A 15,953-nucleotide genomic window follows, 5' to 3' on the forward strand; every position below is an offset into this window, starting at 1 on the left:
TAGTTTGTGAGCTAAAAGGAGTTGGATTTGTGTAAGGATTAGGCAGTGCATTTGCTGTGTTATTATTATCGGCATCAGATTGATTTAAGAAGTATAGTACTTCAAACTGATTAGGGTCTTGAGCAGCTAAAACTTGTGGAGTAACATCTGCCTCTAAATCAAACGCATTGAAACCATCATTATCTGTGTCACAAAACGAAATATTATTAACCGAATTAGCAGAGGCAGCTTCATAAACTTCAATATTGAAAGTTCCTTCAAGTTTTGTTATATTTCCACAATCATCAACTAAGTTTACAGTTAATGTGTAGTTACCATTATCGTTATTGCTTAAATTAGAAATTGTTAAGTTGGGAGAGGAACTTATTGTGTTTTGAGTAATACCGTTATCGAAAATCCATTCGTATGTAATATTATTTCCTGTTACAGGTTCTGGATTAATTTCAATGAAATTTCCAGTACACAACTGAAGGTTTTGGTTGTTAATACTTTGGTTAGTAGCTACATCTATAATTTCTATTGGTAATAATAAAGAAGAAATAAAAGGAGGAAGCCCCTGAGTTGAAAGTCTACCGTCTAGGTCAATAGCATTTTTCGTAAAAATTACATCAGCTGCATTATCGTTGGGATTTTCTATGACATCGAGAAATCTAGCATCACCGGTCGGATCGTTATAAGCCAATGGAATAGTAGCATATATTTTACCATCAGGACCGAGTTGTAATCCTCCTCTAAAACCAGGTGTTTGCTGATGAACGATACTTTTTGTACTTGGTATGTTTATTTGAGATAAATCAAATTGAAAAAGGGTGTATGTGGTAGGAGGATCGGTCATGGTGTCTCTAAACCCGGAAACTGTACTTATATATAATTTCTGAGAATCAACTGAAAACTCAGCACCATAAGGTTCTCCATCTAAAAAATTTGTTAAGGAAACTCCATCATTAGAAACTTCTCCTGTCATTGAATTAAAACTAAAAACATACGAGCTTCCAGCTTGATTTGCTACAGCTAATTTTGTTCCATCAGGAGAGAGTTTAAGATACCCTCTTCTTGACATAAAGTTGTTAACTGTAGAAATAACAGGAGTTAGATCAACTCCATTTTGATCTATTTTATATGCGTAAAATTGATTTTGTACAACAGAAACAACCCAATATGTATTACATTCTGCACCCCTAACAGCAGCAACTTTTTCAGTCCAATCAATTTCTCTTCCAAAAGAAAGGTTTTCAAAAAATTGTCCATCATTATCTTCGTCAATAAGTGCTCCAAGTCCACTATTTAAACTCATGTCAATAGTGTATAAATTAAACCCTAAACTTATATTATTTGTGCCAGGTCCATCATCTACAGTGAAAAGATAATAAATATTAGAGGAATTAGGTTTTGGAATGATCATACCAGATTGTGTGCTTGATGGATTTCCTCTTAGATTATTTGCAAGATTACCGTTTGTGTATTGCATAGTTTGATGATTCTTGTTCCAAACAGTAACACCATCAGAATAAAATAAAAGGTTGCCATCTTCATCTGAAAATGAAGAGCAACCTTCTAAAGTATTTATTTGTCCATTAGTAATAGCACTTGGAGTACCTGTGCTAAAATCTATTCCAGCATTTCTTCCAAAATACCATACGTTTGCTTGTTTTTGAGCTGATACAAATAATGGATATATAAGTAGTAATAATAGTAGTTTTTTCATTTTTGGTAATTGATTCTGTCAAAAATACCAAAATAAATTACAAATCTCTCTTTTTCAGTAATGCATAAGATGCGTAAATAAATACTGCGATCCAAAATAATACGATAGCTATGTTAAGTATGCTTACAGAGTAGTCTTTTACAACGGTTTCGCCAATTTGTTTTGCTACAGATCTTACAGCTCCTAATCTAGAAAAAGGTTCTTTGATAAGGTTTGCCATGGCTTCTAAAGGTAAAAACTGCATTATGGCATCAACTTTTTCTGAAGCATCAAATTTTAAATGACGGTAATTCCAGTATAAGAAGCCTTTAAAAATACTTTCAATAATTAACCAAACTACCATTCCTGCAACAGCAAAGGCAGATCTTTTAATTAATATACCTAAGAAAAGTCCGAATGAGAAAAAACCAACTAATTTTACAAAAAAGGCTAATAAGTATTCGAGTTCAGAAAAAATGATTCCAATCTCGTTAAAGTCAGAGTATATTAAACCTAAAATTAATGATACTCCAAATACAAATACTGTTGAAATAGCAGCAAATAAAATTACGGTGTAAAATTTAGAAAGTATAAATTCTTTTTTACTTAGGCCGTCTATCAAGTTTTGTTTTAGTGTTTTATAACTGTATTCGTTAGCCATCATAGATACAATTACTAAGAGTAAGAAAAACTTAAAAATAGCAGCCATATATGAGTTAAAATGCCAAACATAAGGGAAGTTAAAAATACCTTGTTCTGCTAAATGGAATTTAACAGGACCAATATCAAACTTAATAGCGGCTATTAATGCTATAGAAGCTAAAAGTCCAAAATAGACTAATGATAAAATTCTGCTTGCTCGGTTGTGTTTTATTTTGTGAAATTCAATATCTAATAATCGTAGCATAAATAGTGTTTTTGGTTAGTGGTTGTTGTTGCTTGTTAATTCTAGGAATTGCTGCTCTAAACTTAGTTTTCTTCTAACTAAATGTGATACTGGAATTCCGTTTTCAAATAAAAATGTATTGATTTTTGAAGCAGGAATTTCATTTTCTAATCTAGCTATAACTAAATCGTCTTCAACATTAACAGCAGCAACATCATGATGGTTTTTCAGTATATTAACAAGTTTGTCTTGATCGTCATCAGTTTTTACTTCAATTACTCCGTTAGAAGCGATCATGTTATCTACTCTTCCGTCATAAAGTTTTACCCCATTTCTAATAACTACAACGTGACTACATACTTTTTCTACTTCATCTAATAAATGTGAAGCTAGTAAAATAGTGGTTCCATTTGCTGCAATTTTTCTTATAATCTCACGAATTTCATGAATTCCTTGTGGATCTAAACCGTTAGTTGGTTCGTCTAAAATTAAAATCTCAGGATCATTTAAAAGAGCGGAAGCGATAGCTAAGCGTTGCTTCATTCCTAAAGAATATGTTTTAAACTTGCTATGCCTTCTTTCAAAAAGGTTTACGGTTTTTAATTTTTCTTCAATTTTATTTTTAGGAACACCTTTTATTTTACAGATAAGTTCAAGGTTTTGAACCGCTGTCATGTATGGGTAGAAGTTGGGTCTTTCTATGATAGCTCCCACTTTTTTTAAAGCTTGATGTGTAGATAAAGAACCATCAAACCAGAAAAATTCTCCAGATGTTTTATTAACTACATTTAATATAATTCCTAATGTAGTTGATTTTCCACTACCATTTGGACCTAATATGCCATAAACAGTTCCTTTTTTTATTTCAAAAGATAAATTATTTACGGCATGTATATTGCCAAATTTTTTGTGTAAATTTTTAATAGTAAGTACAGTTTCCAAAGGCTAAGTTGTTTAGTCGGTTTATTATACGACGAACAATATACCAAAATGTTACTTACTTTTTGGAGAATTATGTATTGATAGTAGATTAAATACTATCTAAATCTAAGTCATCTAAGCTATCAAATTCATCAAAACCATCATCGTTAAAGTCATCAAATTCATCATCAAAATCATCTGATAAACTAGTGTTTTCAAAGTTTTTTTCTGGAGCTTCATCTGGAACAGTTCCAAAAGATAAAATCACTTTAGGCTCAGTAATTTGTTCGTCAGAAATTTCAATTACTTCTACATAAAAAGTCCACATATTAAAAAAATCATACACATAAATTAATTTATCATGTGTTTGAGGAAGTGTATGTTTTAAGATCGCATTAGCCATTGAAATTCCCTCGCCGGCTTCTGCCATACTAAATAAAGGTATTTCTTCTCCTTGATTCCATTCATTATCGGCAGTATAAAACGAAGCCATTTCTTGACCGTCAAAACCAAAAGCTTTAGCAATTTCAGTATGTAAATGTTCTAAAGATTTGTTTTCATCTATTAAAAGGGTTCTTAAAACATCTTCTTTAGTGTCTAAAATTGCGCGTACTTTATACATGATTTCTTGGTTTTTGGTACCGACAAAAATACGTATTTTTGCTATTCTAACTACCAAATTAATGGATAAACAAGAAATCTTACAGAAATTTAATAGCTATAATAAAGATACATTGATGGAAACTCTTGAAATTGAGTTTGTAGATGTAGGAGATGATTTTTTAACAGCAAAAATGCCCGTAAATTCTAGAGTTTATCAACCATATGGTATTTTACACGGGGGAGCTACTGCTGCTTTGGCGGAAACGGTTGGAAGTTCTGCATCAGCTTTCTTTTCAGATACTACTAAAAAAGTAGTTAAAGGCATTGAGTTAAGTATAAATCATGTAAAAAGTAAAAAAGAAGGAGAGGTTTTTGCTACTGCGAAAGCAATTCATAAAGGAAGAACAACTCATTTATGGGAGGTTAGAATTGTTGATGAAGATAATAACTTGATATCATTGTGTAAAATCACAAACATTATTTTGGATAAAAAATAATGCCTAGTTTGTATAAAATATCAAAGATAACGGCGTATTTTTTATTATCGTTATTGATAGTTGCTTATGTAGCTTTTATCTATTTTTCTCAGCCTAAATCAGATGACGATATTTTAAAGTCTTTCAATAATAGTTTGGTAAACCCTGTGTTAACTCACGATAGTTTTAACGGGTTTAAGTTTAGAAAAATAGAAGTACAATCAGATTCTTTAAAGCCAACTATTGTTTTTATCCACGGAACAATTGGTTCTTTAGCTGATTTTAAAACTTATTTGTCGGATAGTACCTTACAGTCTAAAGCAAATATGATAGCTTATGATAGGGTAGGTTATAATTTTAAGAGTAAAGACACGGTACAAGAGAGTATTGCTTTTGAAAATAAAATGCTTCAGTATATTTTAAAAAACAAAAATTTTTCAAATACTATTGTTGTTGGATATTCTTTTGGAGGTCCTATAGCTTTGTCGTTAAAGCAACCAGTGAAAAAAGTAGTTTTATTAGCTCCTGCGTTGTATAGTGATTATGAAGTTACTCCATGGATGTTAAGTTTTTATAAATCTAAACTAACTAGATGGTTGGTTCCATTTGTATGGAAACAGGCTTCTAAAGAAAAAATATCACACCCAAAAGATTTGCTTAATTTTGAAGATGATTGGCAGAATACACCGAATTCAGTAGTTAGTATTCATGGAAAACCTGATTGGATTGTTCCTTATGCTAATTCATTACAACTTAAAAAAGTATTTCCAAAAGATAAAATGAGTCTTATAACTATTGATGATGTTGGACATGAATTAGTTTGGACAGAGTTTACTTTAATTAAGCAGCAAATTTTAAATTTATTAGATTGAGTTTATTATATAAAATAGAAAAACATTTAGAAAACAAGTTACCTTTTGTAGCTTATAAGAAGAAAGAGGATGTAGAAGTAAAAGCTTTTTTTCAGAAGAATGATATTTTACATAAAACACAATTAAATGATAAAGGCTTTGTATTTGCGCCATTTGAATTTGATGATAACGCTATTTTAATACCAGAAGAATCATCAGACTTTGTAAAAGAAGAACTTTTGGTTCAGCCGTTTGAAAATTCACACCCATATATTTCTTTTGATGAAAATGCTAAAAAAAAGCATATTAATATAGTTGAAAAGGGTATTTCTGCTATTCATCAGCAACTTTTTAAGAAAGTTGTATTATCAAGAGAAGAACAGGTTGCAGGGCAATACAATCCCGTTACTTTATTTAGCAATCTATTATCAGCTTACCCTAATGCTTTTGTTTATTTATGGTATCATCCAAAAGTAGGCATGTGGCTTGGAGCAACACCAGAGACTTTAGTTAAAATTAATCAGAACAGATTTGAAACAATGTCTTTGGCAGGAACTCAAGTGTATATTGAAGGCAAAGAAATTATTTGGGGAAGTAAAGAGAAAGATGAACAACAGCTAGTAACTGATTATATTGAAGAAAATTTAAAAATCATATGTGAAAATATATATGTTGGAGATCAAGAAACAGTAAGAGCAGGTAGTTTACTACATTTAAAAACAACTATTTCTGGTGTTTTAAGATCGGATTTAAAATCCTTAATTAAAGCCTTGCATCCAACACCTGCAGTTTGTGGTTTTCCTACTAAAGAGGCAAAAACTTTTATTTTACATAATGAAGGGTATTCAAGACAATTTTACACCGGTTTTTTAGGTGAGTTAAATTTAGAAGAGTCATCACAATTATTTGTAAATTTAAGATGTATGCAGTTGTTTGATAATAGCGCAAGTTTATATATTGGAGGAGGAATAACAAAAGATAGTAATCCAGCGTTAGAATGGGAGGAAACCATGGCTAAAAGTAGGGTGATTAAACGGGTGCTTTAGGGGGAAAACCTTATTTTTTTGTTAAATAACTTGTTTTTAGTGTTTTAGTAACATAAAAATCCTTTAATTATCAGTAGTTTTGCAAAAGAGGGATTTTTTACTAATTATAAACACTATTGCTATGCTTTTTAAAAAACATAATTTAAGATTTGCAGCTTATGATGATAAGCTGAATAGTAGAGTAGGTAGAGTTTTTTCTGCTAACAATGAAGATTTATCAATAGTAGAGAAAGACGAAACTTTACAAGAAGACATTGTATAATTTACAACTAAAAAAACCACAGACTAAAAATAGTCAGTGGTTTTTTATTGTGTAAATTGAATTTGAATTAAAATTTTGGCAAAAGTTCATTAGTTGATAAACTTTTGTCAATTTTTAGTTTTAAATATCTTCAAAAGAAACATCTGTAAAGCTTTCAGTTGTAGCAGCTTCTAGTGCTTCTTCTTTTTTGTAATCTTTTTGATGACGTTCACTAATTACTTCACTTCCTTTTTCATTAACAATGTACTCTGTAGCTTTGTTTAACATATCTTTGAAGTCGTTAAAGTCTTCTTTGTAAAGATATATTTTGTGTTTTTGGTAGTGAAATGAACCGTCTTCATGTGTAAACTTTTTACTTTCAGTCACAGTTAAATAATAGTCATCAGCTTTTGTAGATCTTACATCAAAAAAATAAGTTCTTCTTCCTGCTCTTAAAACCTGTGAAAAAATTTCTTCTTGTTCAACTCGCTCGCTCATAATTCTTGTCTTAAAAACTTTAGGTTATGTTACATTTTTACAACAAATCTAACAAAATATTTTACGTGACAATGAGAAACCTTAATTTTCTTTCTCTAAAAGTTGTTGTTCATATAGGTTTTTATAATAGCCTTCTAATGTTATTAGTTGATTATGAGTTCCTTGCTGAATAATGTTTCCGTCTTCTAAAACAATAATCTTATCTGCATTTTTGGCAGATGATACACGATGACTAATTATAAAAGTTGTTTTGTTTTTAGAAACTCTGTTTAAATTAGAGAGTATTTTTTCTTCAGTTTCAGTATCTACAGCAGATAAACAATCGTCAAAAATTAAAATTTTTGGATTTTTTATAATAGCTCTAGCAATAGAGGTTCTTTGTTTTTGACCGCCAGATAAGGTAACACCACGTTCACCAAGTATTGTTTTATATCCTTCTTTAAAGTCTATAATATTAGTATGAATGACAGCATCTTTAGCTGCTTGTATGATTTCCTCTTCTGATGCGTCCTCTTTTCCAAACTTAATATTATTTTCAATAGTATCTGAGAACAAGAAAGGGTCTTGTGGTACAAAGCCTATTTGATGTCTAATAGCATCTATATTACACTCGGTAATTGGCGTATCATCTATAAAAACAGTTCCTTGGGTAGCATCATAAAGTCTAGATACTAAATTAACTATGGTGGATTTACCGCTTCCTGTTTTTCCTAGAATAGCGATGGTTTCTCCTTCGTTTACCTCAAAACTTATATTGTTTAGAGCTTTAATTCCAGTGTCATCATAAATTAATGTAACATTTTTAAAGGTTACTTTTCCATTAATTTGAATAGGATTATTGTTGTTGTTTATTACTTCTGGTACTTGTTGTAAAAATTCATTAATACGTTGTTGAGATGCTTCTGCTTGCTGAACAATAGAGGTAACCCAACCAACAATAGCAACAGGCCATGTTAAAATATTTACATATAATATAAACTCGGCAATTACACCTATTCTGATCTCACCAGCTATGTATTGTTTTCCGCCAATGTACAATACTAAAACATTACTAAAACCAATTAGTAAAATCATTAACGGGAAAAACAATGCTTGTACTTTAGAAAGTTCTATGTTTTTATCTTTCGTTTCATCGGCAAGTTCATCAAAGCTATCTATTACGGTGTTTTCAATAGCGTAAGATTTTACAACACTAATACCTGAAAAGAATTCTTGATTAAATGTTGTTAGTTTTGATAAATATTGCTGAACAATAGATGTTTTTTTATTAATCTGTTTGCTTAGTAGGAATATAGATACAGATAATATAGGAAATGGTATTAATGTGTATAATGTTAAAGTAACATCAGCTTTTATCATTTGAGTAAAACCAATTATAAAAGATACAACCATGTTTAATGAATACATGATGGCTGGTCCAAAATACATTCGTACTTTAGAAACATCTTCAGAAATACGATTCATTAAATCCCCAGTTCTGTTTTTCTTGTAAAAGTTTAGGGATAATCTTTGGTACTGTTGATATATTTCATTTTTTAAATCAAACTCTATCAATCTTGATACTACAATTATAGTTTGTCTCATTAAAAATGTAAAAAAACCAGCAAGTAGTGTAACGCCAACAATTAAAAGAATATTAATTAAGAGTTCATGTTTAACATTTTCTAAATTATTAGTGTTCCCTTTAACATAATCTTCAACTACGTTAAGGGAGTTTTTTATTATTTCAGGAATCTTTAACGAAAGAATTTTTGATAAAACTGTGATAATAATTCCTAATAGTAAGCGCCACTTATATTTTATGAAAAATTTGTTTAAGTATTGTAAAGCTTTCAATGTTAGTAGTTTAAAATGTTTTTTTGTTAAACTTTAGTTTATTTTGTTGTGAATTTTTAAACGTTAAAATGCTTGTTGTTAAAAATATTACAATTTAGAGGCCTATTTTTGTGTATGATTTACGAATTTCTTATTTTTGCTGGGTAAAATTTGAGGAAAAACAAATTTCCATCAATCAAAAACAAACAACATATGATATCGGAAATCATTGATACTAAAGACCTTAAAAACGATCCAGTTTTTGGGCAACTATCTTTTGACGGTCACGAACAAATCGTTTTTTGTAACGACGAAGATACAGGTTTAAAAGCAATTATTGGTATACATAATACAACTTTAGGCCCTGCATTAGGTGGTACTCGTATGTGGCAATATAAAAGTGAATGGGAAGCATTAAATGATGTTTTACGTTTATCTCGTGGAATGACTTACAAATCAGCAGTAACTGGTTTAAATTTAGGTGGAGGTAAAGCTGTAATTATTGGTGATGCTAAAACTCAAAAGAACGATGCTTTAATGCGTAAGTTTGGAGAGTATGTTAATTCTTTAAGCGGTAAATATATAACTGCTGAAGATGTTGGTATGGAAACTCGTGATATGGATATCATTCGTGAAGTAACTCCTCATGTAACTGGTGTTTCTGAGTCAATTGGAGGTTCTGGAAATCCATCTCCAGTAACAGCTTACGGTGTTTATATGGGAATGAAAGCAGCTGCTAAATATAAATTTGGTACTGAAAACTTAGCAGGAAAAAAAGTTTTAGTTCAGGGTGTTGGTCATGTTGGAGAAACTTTAGTAAAACATATCACTGATGAAGGAGCTCAAGTTATTTTAAATGATATTAACGAAGCTCGTTTAGAAGAATTAAGTAAGAAATACAATGCAAATGTTGTATTAGGGAATGATATATTTGGTTTAGATATTGATATTTACGCACCATGTGCTTTAGGAGCAACAGTAAATGATGCTACAATTGGTCAATTAAAAGCTCAGGTTATTGCCGGAGCAGCAAACAATCAATTAGCAGACGAGCTTAAACATGGAAAAATGTTAAGAGACAAAGGAATTGCTTATGCACCAGATTTCTTAATTAATGCAGGAGGTATTATAAATGTATATGCAGAAATTGAAGGTTATGACAAAGCTGAAAGTTTACGTAAAACAGAAAATATTTACAATACTACATTAGAAATTTTCAGTCTTTCTGAAAAAGAAAATATCACAACTCATCAAGCAGCATTTAATATAGCTCAAGCTAGAATTGATGCACGTAAAAAAGAGAAAAATAGCTAGACTAAAAACAAAATAAGTTTTATTTTTGCAGAGCGTTAGAAATTCATCTATCGCTCTTTTTTTTAAAGTTCTTTCAAGATGATTAATAGAAGACATATTCGTGTTAAAGTAATGCAGTCTGTATATGCTATGCAGCAATCACATAGTGATGATTTGGTTAAAGAAGAAAAGTTTTTAAAGCATAGCATTCAAAAAATGTTTGATTTGTATGTATTAAACCTTCAATTAATCATTGAAGTCCAAAAACTAGCCAAGAAGCGACTAGAATTATCTAAAAAGAAAATCTTAGCAACTCAAGAAGAACTTCAACCAAATACCAAATTTGTAGATAACAGACTTATAAATTTATTAGCGGATAGCGTAAGTTTAGAAGGTTATTTAGAGTTGAATAAATTAGATAATTGGTATTTAAATGATGACTATGTGAAAATTGTGTTAGATCAGTTATTGGATAGTGATTTATATGGTAAATACATGACTTCTAAAGATAATAACTTTAATGAAGATAGAACTTTTGTAGTTAACTTTTTTAAAGAAATTATTGCGCCTAATGAGAAAATAGCAGATTATTATGAAGATGTTATGATTTCTTGGGTAGATGATATTCCGTTTGTAAATACATGGGTTGTAAAATCATTAAACAAACAAAGTCCTAAAAATCCATTTATTTTAGGATCTTTATACAAAGATCAAGAGGATAAAGATTTTGTTGGGAATTTATTTAACAAAACAATGTTAAATCATCATAAGTACAATGATGATATAAAAGAAAAAACACCAAATTGGGAAGCAGATAGAATTGCTGAAATAGATATGATTTTAATAAAAATGGCTATTACAGAATTTTTACATTTCCCATCTATACCAAGTAAAGTAACTATTAATGAGTATATTGAGTTAGCTAAAGATTACTCAACAGAAAAAAGTGGTTATTTTATAAATGGAGTTTTAGATAAATTATCAAAAGATTATCAAGAGAATAATAAAATGGTTAAAATGGGAAGAGGTTTAATTTAATCTTCTTGTTATTAACTAAAATATGTATTTTTATAGCTTTAAAATTTAATTAAACAATGAAAAAACTAATATTAACTTTAGCGTTTTTAGTATCGGCAGGTGTATTTGTTTCGTGTGAAAAGTCAAATGCAGCATCAAAAATTAAAGATGAAAATGTAGCAAAAGCTGTAGAGAGAGATAATGAAATAAAAAAAGGAGCACCAGTTATAAGCTTTGATAAAGAAGAATATAATTTTGGAAAGGTTGCAGAAGGCGACGTTGTAGAAACTACTTTCACGTTAACTAATACTGGTAAATCTAACCTTGTAATTACCAATGCAAAAGCAACTTGTGGTTGTACCGTACCAACATGGCCAAAAGAACCTATTGCGCCAGGAGAAACAGGAGAAATAGCAGTAAAGTTTAATACAGCTGGTAAGCCTAACAAACAAAGTAAAACTGTAACATTATATACTAATACGGCAAGAGGTTTAGAGACCGTTAAGATTACCGGAATGGTAACTCCAAAAAGCGCACAATAATTTATGTTACAAGTAATATTTTTACAAGCAGAAACAGGAGGTTTATTAAGTATGTTACCTTTTGTAGCTATGATTGCCGTTTTGTATTTTTTTATGATTAGACCACAAATGTCTCGTCAAAAGAAAGAAAAACAATTTCAGTTAGAAATTAAAAAAGGAGCAAAAGTAGTAACAGGTAGCGGTATTCATGGTACTATTGCAGAAATTAATGAGAAAAATAACACTGTTGTTATAGAAACAGGAGCAGGTAAAATTCGTTTTGAAAGAGCTGCAATTTCCATGGAATTAACCAGAAAAGTAAACCAAGCTAAATAACTAGCTATATTTATAAAAATAAAAAGTGAGCATTTTGCTCACTTTTTTAATAGTAAAAATTAAAAAAAGAAAATGATTAATAATAAGCATATGAAACAAGTAATTAAAGGTTTAGCAATTTTTTTAATGTTAATAGTAGTAACATCTTGTCAAGATGATAATGATACTCAACAAAGAGATCCATTAGTAGGAATATGGTACCCATTTTCTGAAGATGGAGTAGAAGAGTCTGATTGTAGAAAAGAATCTACCTTTACATTTTCTACAGATGGAACTTATAGAAGCATTGGTATTATTGATGATACAGATGGTACTTGTATAAATGATTTTGATTATAATGGTACATGGGAGAACGTAGGATCAAATACTTATGAGTTTATAGCTTCTGATAATGATAACCCGGATCGCATTGAATTTATTTTTTCTGACAACAACAATACTTTTACCATTGGGACATCAGTTTATAAAAGAAAATAATAAGTGAAAATTTATAAAATAAAAAGTGAGCATTTTGCTCACTTTTTTCTTTTTAACTAGATTGCATTAAAAATTTATATTGAAAACAAAGTTTAACATACCTAAAGTTTTTTTTAGTTTTCTAGGCGCTTCTTTTTTAATGTGGTTGCTTATCAACTTGTCTAAAGAATATAGTTCGGTAATCACTTATAATGTTTCTTATGAATCTTTAGCGCAAAATAAAATACTTCAAGAAGCACCTTTAAAAGAGATAGATTTACAGGTAAAAGGAAGCGGTTTTGAGTTGCTTTCAGAAAATTTTTCAAAAAGAAACATTGAGCTATTTGCCAATAATTTAAAATCGAAATCTAAGTCAGATTATTACTTTTTACCGGCTCAACAAACAGGAGTAATTCAAAAGCAATTACGTTCTGGATTGGTGTTAGAGGAGGTTCTAAAAGATACAATTTTTTTAAAATTAGGTAGCTTATCTACCAAAAAAGTACCTGTGGTTCCTAATTTAGCTATTCAATATCAATTAGGGTATGATATTGCTAAATCAATGGAGGTTTTGCCATCTGAGGTAAGTATTTCTGGACCAGAGTTACAATTAGAAGAAATAACTTCAATAAGCACAAACTTATTTGAGGCAGAAAATGTTTCAGAAAATATAGAAAAAAAGTTAACGTTGGTTTTACCAAAATCATCAGAAAAAATTAAAATTAATACCAATGAGGTAACGGTAAAAATTTCTGTTGATAAATTTACAGAAGGAGAGGTTGAAGTTCCTGTTGAAATTGTAAATAAACCTGTAGGGATGACAATTAATATGTTTCCTAAAAAAGTTAAAGTAATATTTAAAGTTGGATTAAAAGACTTTAACAAAGTGACAGAAAATTCATTTAAAGTTGTTTGTGATTACAGTATTGCTAAAGCGAATGATTTAAATTATATGGAGCCAAGATTAATGACAAGACCTGATATTATATCTAACATAAGAATAGTGCCTTCTAAAATTGATTTTTTAATTTATAAATAATGGTAGTAGGTGTAACAGGAGGAATAGGAAGCGGAAAAACAACAGTTGTTAAAATGTTTGCCAAGCAGCCTAATGTAGCCGTTTATTTTGCAGATATTGAAGCAAAACAGTTGATGAATACATCAACAGTAATTAAACAACAGCTTATCGCTAATTTTACAGAAGAGGTGTATGAGAATAATCAGTTAAATAGGCCTTTTTTAGCATCTATAGTTTTTAATGATAAAGAAAAACTGGCGTTGTTAAATAGTATAGTGCATCCGGTTGTGCATCAACATTTTCAGGATTTTATTGCTAGTAATAGAGATAAAGAGTATATTTTGTATGAAAATGCGATTTTATTTGAAAATGGGAGTAATGTTTTATGTGATAAAATAATAACGGTAACTGCTCCACAAAATGTTAAAATTGAAAGAGTTATAAAAAGAGATAATTGTACAGAAAAAGAAGTACTTCAAAGAATGAAAAATCAGTGGTTAGATACCAAAAAAATACTCCAATCTAATTATGTGGTGTACAATGTTGATTTACAGTTTACTGAGCAGCAAGTCTTAGGAATTCATAATAAATTAACAAAATCGCTACTTTAAGTTATAGATTTGATAACATACTTCTTAAAATTTTCTTAAAAATAAATTATCTTTGTTAATCTAAGTTAAAAGAAGATTGCGCTAAGTTTTATTGAATTATTTTTGATTAATGGGCAAAAGAATTTTTATTCTTATAGTGGTGTTGATGAGTATTTCATTAATCGGAATCATATCGGTTCAGGTTTATTGGATTAAAGAATCAATTAAAAATAAACAGTTGCAATTTAAAAGTGACGTAACCGTTGCATTGGCTCAAACCTCTCAAAGAATAAAAGATAGAGAGTATTCAGAGTTTATAAGACGCAACAAAGAGTTCTTTGAAAGTTACAAGTACAGAACTTCTGCTGAATTAAAAAATTATTTATTTCAGCATATAGATACTACCAGCAAACGCAAGTTTACATTTGGAGCAACAATTTTAGAAGAGAATCTAAAAATTCCTTTAGATATTGTTAATAACGACTCAGTAGTAATTAAACGTTTTTCAGGAAAAGAAGATGTTTTCTTTTCAAAAGTAATAACCTCTGGCGATAAAGATTTTCCGGGTTTTACAGATGAAACAAGCTTTACTACCTATAAATCTTACCCTCGTTGGAATCAGCAACAAATGGAAGATTTATTTGCAGAAAGTAAGCGATTTACACCAATTCATCAACGTTTAACAGCCAGAGAGCTAAATAATACACTAAAAGATGAGTTGTTAAAACGTAATATTAAGCAAGATTTTAAGTTTGGTGTTTATGAAGGAGGTTTAGCAACACCTATAAAGTCAGGATATTTTAAAATTAATCCTACTGAGGATTATCACTATCCATTATTAGAAGATGATGATGGAAACAGTAAATACCAGTTGTATGTGTCTTTTCCGGATGAGCGAAAAAATCTATTATCAGGTATATTACAAATATTATTACTATCGTTATTATTTATAGGCATAATTATTGCTGCATTTTCAACATCGTTGTACCAATTGGTAAGACAGAAAAAAATATCTGAAATAAAAACAGATTTTATTAATAACATGACGCATGAGTTTAAAACACCAATTGCAACTATAAACCTTGCGTTAGATGCTATTAAAAATCCGAAAATCATTAAAGACGAAGATAAGGTGTTGCGTTATGTTCAAATGATTCGTGATGAGAATAAACGAATGCACGGACAGGTAGAAAACGTACTACGAATATCTAAATTAGAAAAAAATCAGATAGATATTAGTAAGGAAGCTGTTGATATGCACGACGTAATAGAAGAAGCAATAGAACACGTTCAATTAATAGTATCTGATAAAAAAGGAACCATAAAAACGCATTTTAAAGCAATATCTATGGAGGTTTTAGGAAATAATTTCCATTTAACCAATGTAATAGTAAATATGTTAGAAAATGCCATAAAATATTCTGAAGAAGCACCAAAAATTGATGTTTTTTCAGAAAGTACCAACAAATACTTCATCGTTAAAATTAAAGATGAAGGTATTGGGATGAGTAAAAACGCTCAAAAATATGTGTTTGATAAATTTTATAGAGAACACAAAGGAAATATTCACAATGTAAAAGGACATGGTTTAGGTTTAGCCTATGTAAAAGAAATAATAGACAATCACCATGGAACCGTTTATGTAGAAAGTGAAAAAGGAAAAGGAAGCACATTTACAGTAAAACTACCACTAATATAAAA

The 15,953-nt window shown here is 29.8% G+C and carries 17 protein-coding genes and 1 pseudogene; 12 read left to right on the forward strand and 6 right to left on the reverse strand.

Annotated features, from left to right (window positions below):
• From ACFQ1U_RS06895 to ACFQ1U_RS06910, 4 genes and pseudogenes are all read right to left on the reverse strand, one after another.
• Nucleotides 1-1,705 (reverse strand): annotated as a pseudogene (locus tag ACFQ1U_RS06895) (hypothetical protein); the annotation flags it as partial.
• Between the two features lie 37 nt (nt 1,706-1,742).
• Nucleotides 1,743-2,591, reverse strand: coding sequence for an ABC transporter permease (locus ACFQ1U_RS06900; RefSeq protein ID WP_386106691.1), 849 nt, complete (start codon nt 2,589-2,591; stop codon nt 1,743-1,745).
• Nucleotides 2,592-2,606: 15 nt separating this feature from the next.
• Nucleotides 2,607-3,512, reverse strand: a complete 906-nt coding sequence (locus tag ACFQ1U_RS06905) for an ABC transporter ATP-binding protein (RefSeq protein WP_386106693.1) — start codon at nt 3,510-3,512, stop codon at nt 2,607-2,609.
• 88 nt (nt 3,513-3,600) lie between these two features.
• A complete protein-coding gene (locus ACFQ1U_RS06910) occupies nt 3,601-4,113 on the reverse strand; it encodes an IS1096 element passenger TnpR family protein (protein WP_386106695.1) in 513 nt (170 codons plus the stop codon).
• A 61-nt stretch (nt 4,114-4,174) separates the two neighbouring features.
• Here ACFQ1U_RS06910 and ACFQ1U_RS06915 point away from each other — a divergent pair, with 61 nt between their 5' ends.
• The 4 genes from ACFQ1U_RS06915 (at nt 4,175) to ACFQ1U_RS06930 (ending at nt 6,729) form a co-directional block, all read left to right on the forward strand.
• The gene (locus tag ACFQ1U_RS06915) at nt 4,175-4,591 is read left to right on the forward strand and encodes a PaaI family thioesterase (protein ID WP_386106697.1); all 417 of its coding nucleotides are present in this window, start codon (nt 4,175-4,177) and stop codon (nt 4,589-4,591) included.
• Nucleotides 4,591-5,442, forward strand: a complete 852-nt coding sequence (locus tag ACFQ1U_RS06920) for an alpha/beta fold hydrolase (RefSeq protein ID WP_386106699.1) — start codon at nt 4,591-4,593, stop codon at nt 5,440-5,442. Before ACFQ1U_RS06915 ends, ACFQ1U_RS06920 begins: the two co-directional genes overlap by 1 nt.
• Nucleotides 5,439-6,467, forward strand: coding sequence for a chorismate-binding protein (locus ACFQ1U_RS06925; RefSeq protein ID WP_386106701.1), 1,029 nt, complete (start codon nt 5,439-5,441; stop codon nt 6,465-6,467). Before ACFQ1U_RS06920 ends, ACFQ1U_RS06925 begins: the two co-directional genes overlap by 4 nt.
• Before the next feature lie 121 nt (nt 6,468-6,588).
• A complete protein-coding gene (locus tag ACFQ1U_RS06930; RefSeq protein ID WP_386106703.1) occupies nt 6,589-6,729 on the forward strand; it encodes a hypothetical protein in 141 nt (46 codons plus the stop codon).
• Between the two features lie 120 nt (nt 6,730-6,849).
• Here ACFQ1U_RS06930 and ACFQ1U_RS06935 read toward each other — a convergent pair whose 3' ends face one another.
• Both ACFQ1U_RS06935 and ACFQ1U_RS06940 read right to left on the reverse strand, forming a co-directional pair.
• A complete protein-coding gene (locus tag ACFQ1U_RS06935; RefSeq protein ID WP_386106705.1) occupies nt 6,850-7,206 on the reverse strand; it encodes a PUR family DNA/RNA-binding protein in 357 nt (118 codons plus the stop codon).
• Between the two features lie 81 nt (nt 7,207-7,287).
• On the reverse strand, nt 7,288-9,042 hold the full coding sequence (locus tag ACFQ1U_RS06940) for an ABC transporter ATP-binding protein (RefSeq protein ID WP_386106707.1): 1,755 nt from the start codon (nt 9,040-9,042) through the stop codon (nt 7,288-7,290).
• A 192-nt stretch (nt 9,043-9,234) separates the two neighbouring features.
• Between ACFQ1U_RS06940 and ACFQ1U_RS06945 the strand changes: the two genes are divergently transcribed.
• The 8 genes from ACFQ1U_RS06945 (at nt 9,235) to ACFQ1U_RS06980 (ending at nt 15,951) form a co-directional block, all read left to right on the forward strand.
• Nucleotides 9,235-10,335: a Glu/Leu/Phe/Val family dehydrogenase gene (locus tag ACFQ1U_RS06945; RefSeq protein WP_386106710.1), complete on the forward strand. Its 1,101-nt coding sequence runs from the start codon at nt 9,235-9,237 to the stop codon at nt 10,333-10,335.
• Nucleotides 10,336-10,413: 78 nt separating this feature from the next.
• Entirely contained in the window at nt 10,414-11,352 is a 939-nt protein-coding gene (gene nusB, locus ACFQ1U_RS06950; RefSeq protein WP_386106712.1) for a transcription antitermination factor NusB, read from the forward strand.
• Between the two features lie 56 nt (nt 11,353-11,408).
• Nucleotides 11,409-11,873 carry a DUF1573 domain-containing protein gene (locus ACFQ1U_RS06955; RefSeq protein ID WP_386106714.1) on the forward strand — a complete coding sequence of 155 codons (465 nt, stop codon included), beginning with the start codon at nt 11,409-11,411 and terminating at the stop codon, nt 11,871-11,873.
• Between the two features lie 3 nt (nt 11,874-11,876).
• A complete protein-coding gene (gene yajC / locus ACFQ1U_RS06960) occupies nt 11,877-12,188 on the forward strand; it encodes a preprotein translocase subunit YajC (RefSeq protein ID WP_386106716.1) in 312 nt (103 codons plus the stop codon).
• Nucleotides 12,189-12,278: 90 nt separating this feature from the next.
• On the forward strand, nt 12,279-12,665 hold the full coding sequence (locus ACFQ1U_RS06965; protein WP_386106718.1) for a lipocalin family protein: 387 nt from the start codon (nt 12,279-12,281) through the stop codon (nt 12,663-12,665).
• A gap of 79 nt (nt 12,666-12,744) precedes the next feature.
• Entirely contained in the window at nt 12,745-13,683 is a 939-nt protein-coding gene (locus ACFQ1U_RS06970; protein ID WP_386106720.1) for a CdaR family protein, read from the forward strand.
• Nucleotides 13,683-14,273: a dephospho-CoA kinase gene (coaE, locus tag ACFQ1U_RS06975; protein WP_386106722.1), complete on the forward strand. Its 591-nt coding sequence runs from the start codon at nt 13,683-13,685 to the stop codon at nt 14,271-14,273. The genes ACFQ1U_RS06970 and coaE overlap by 1 nt, the downstream gene beginning before the upstream one ends.
• 109 nt (nt 14,274-14,382) lie before the next feature.
• Nucleotides 14,383-15,951, forward strand: a complete 1,569-nt coding sequence (locus ACFQ1U_RS06980; protein WP_386106724.1) for a sensor histidine kinase — start codon at nt 14,383-14,385, stop codon at nt 15,949-15,951.
• Nucleotides 15,952-15,953: the final 2 nt, after the last annotated feature.

It is taken from the genome of Tenacibaculum geojense (assembly GCF_042676005.1).
GTDB lineage: Bacteria > Bacteroidota > Bacteroidia > Flavobacteriales > Flavobacteriaceae > Polaribacter > Polaribacter geojense.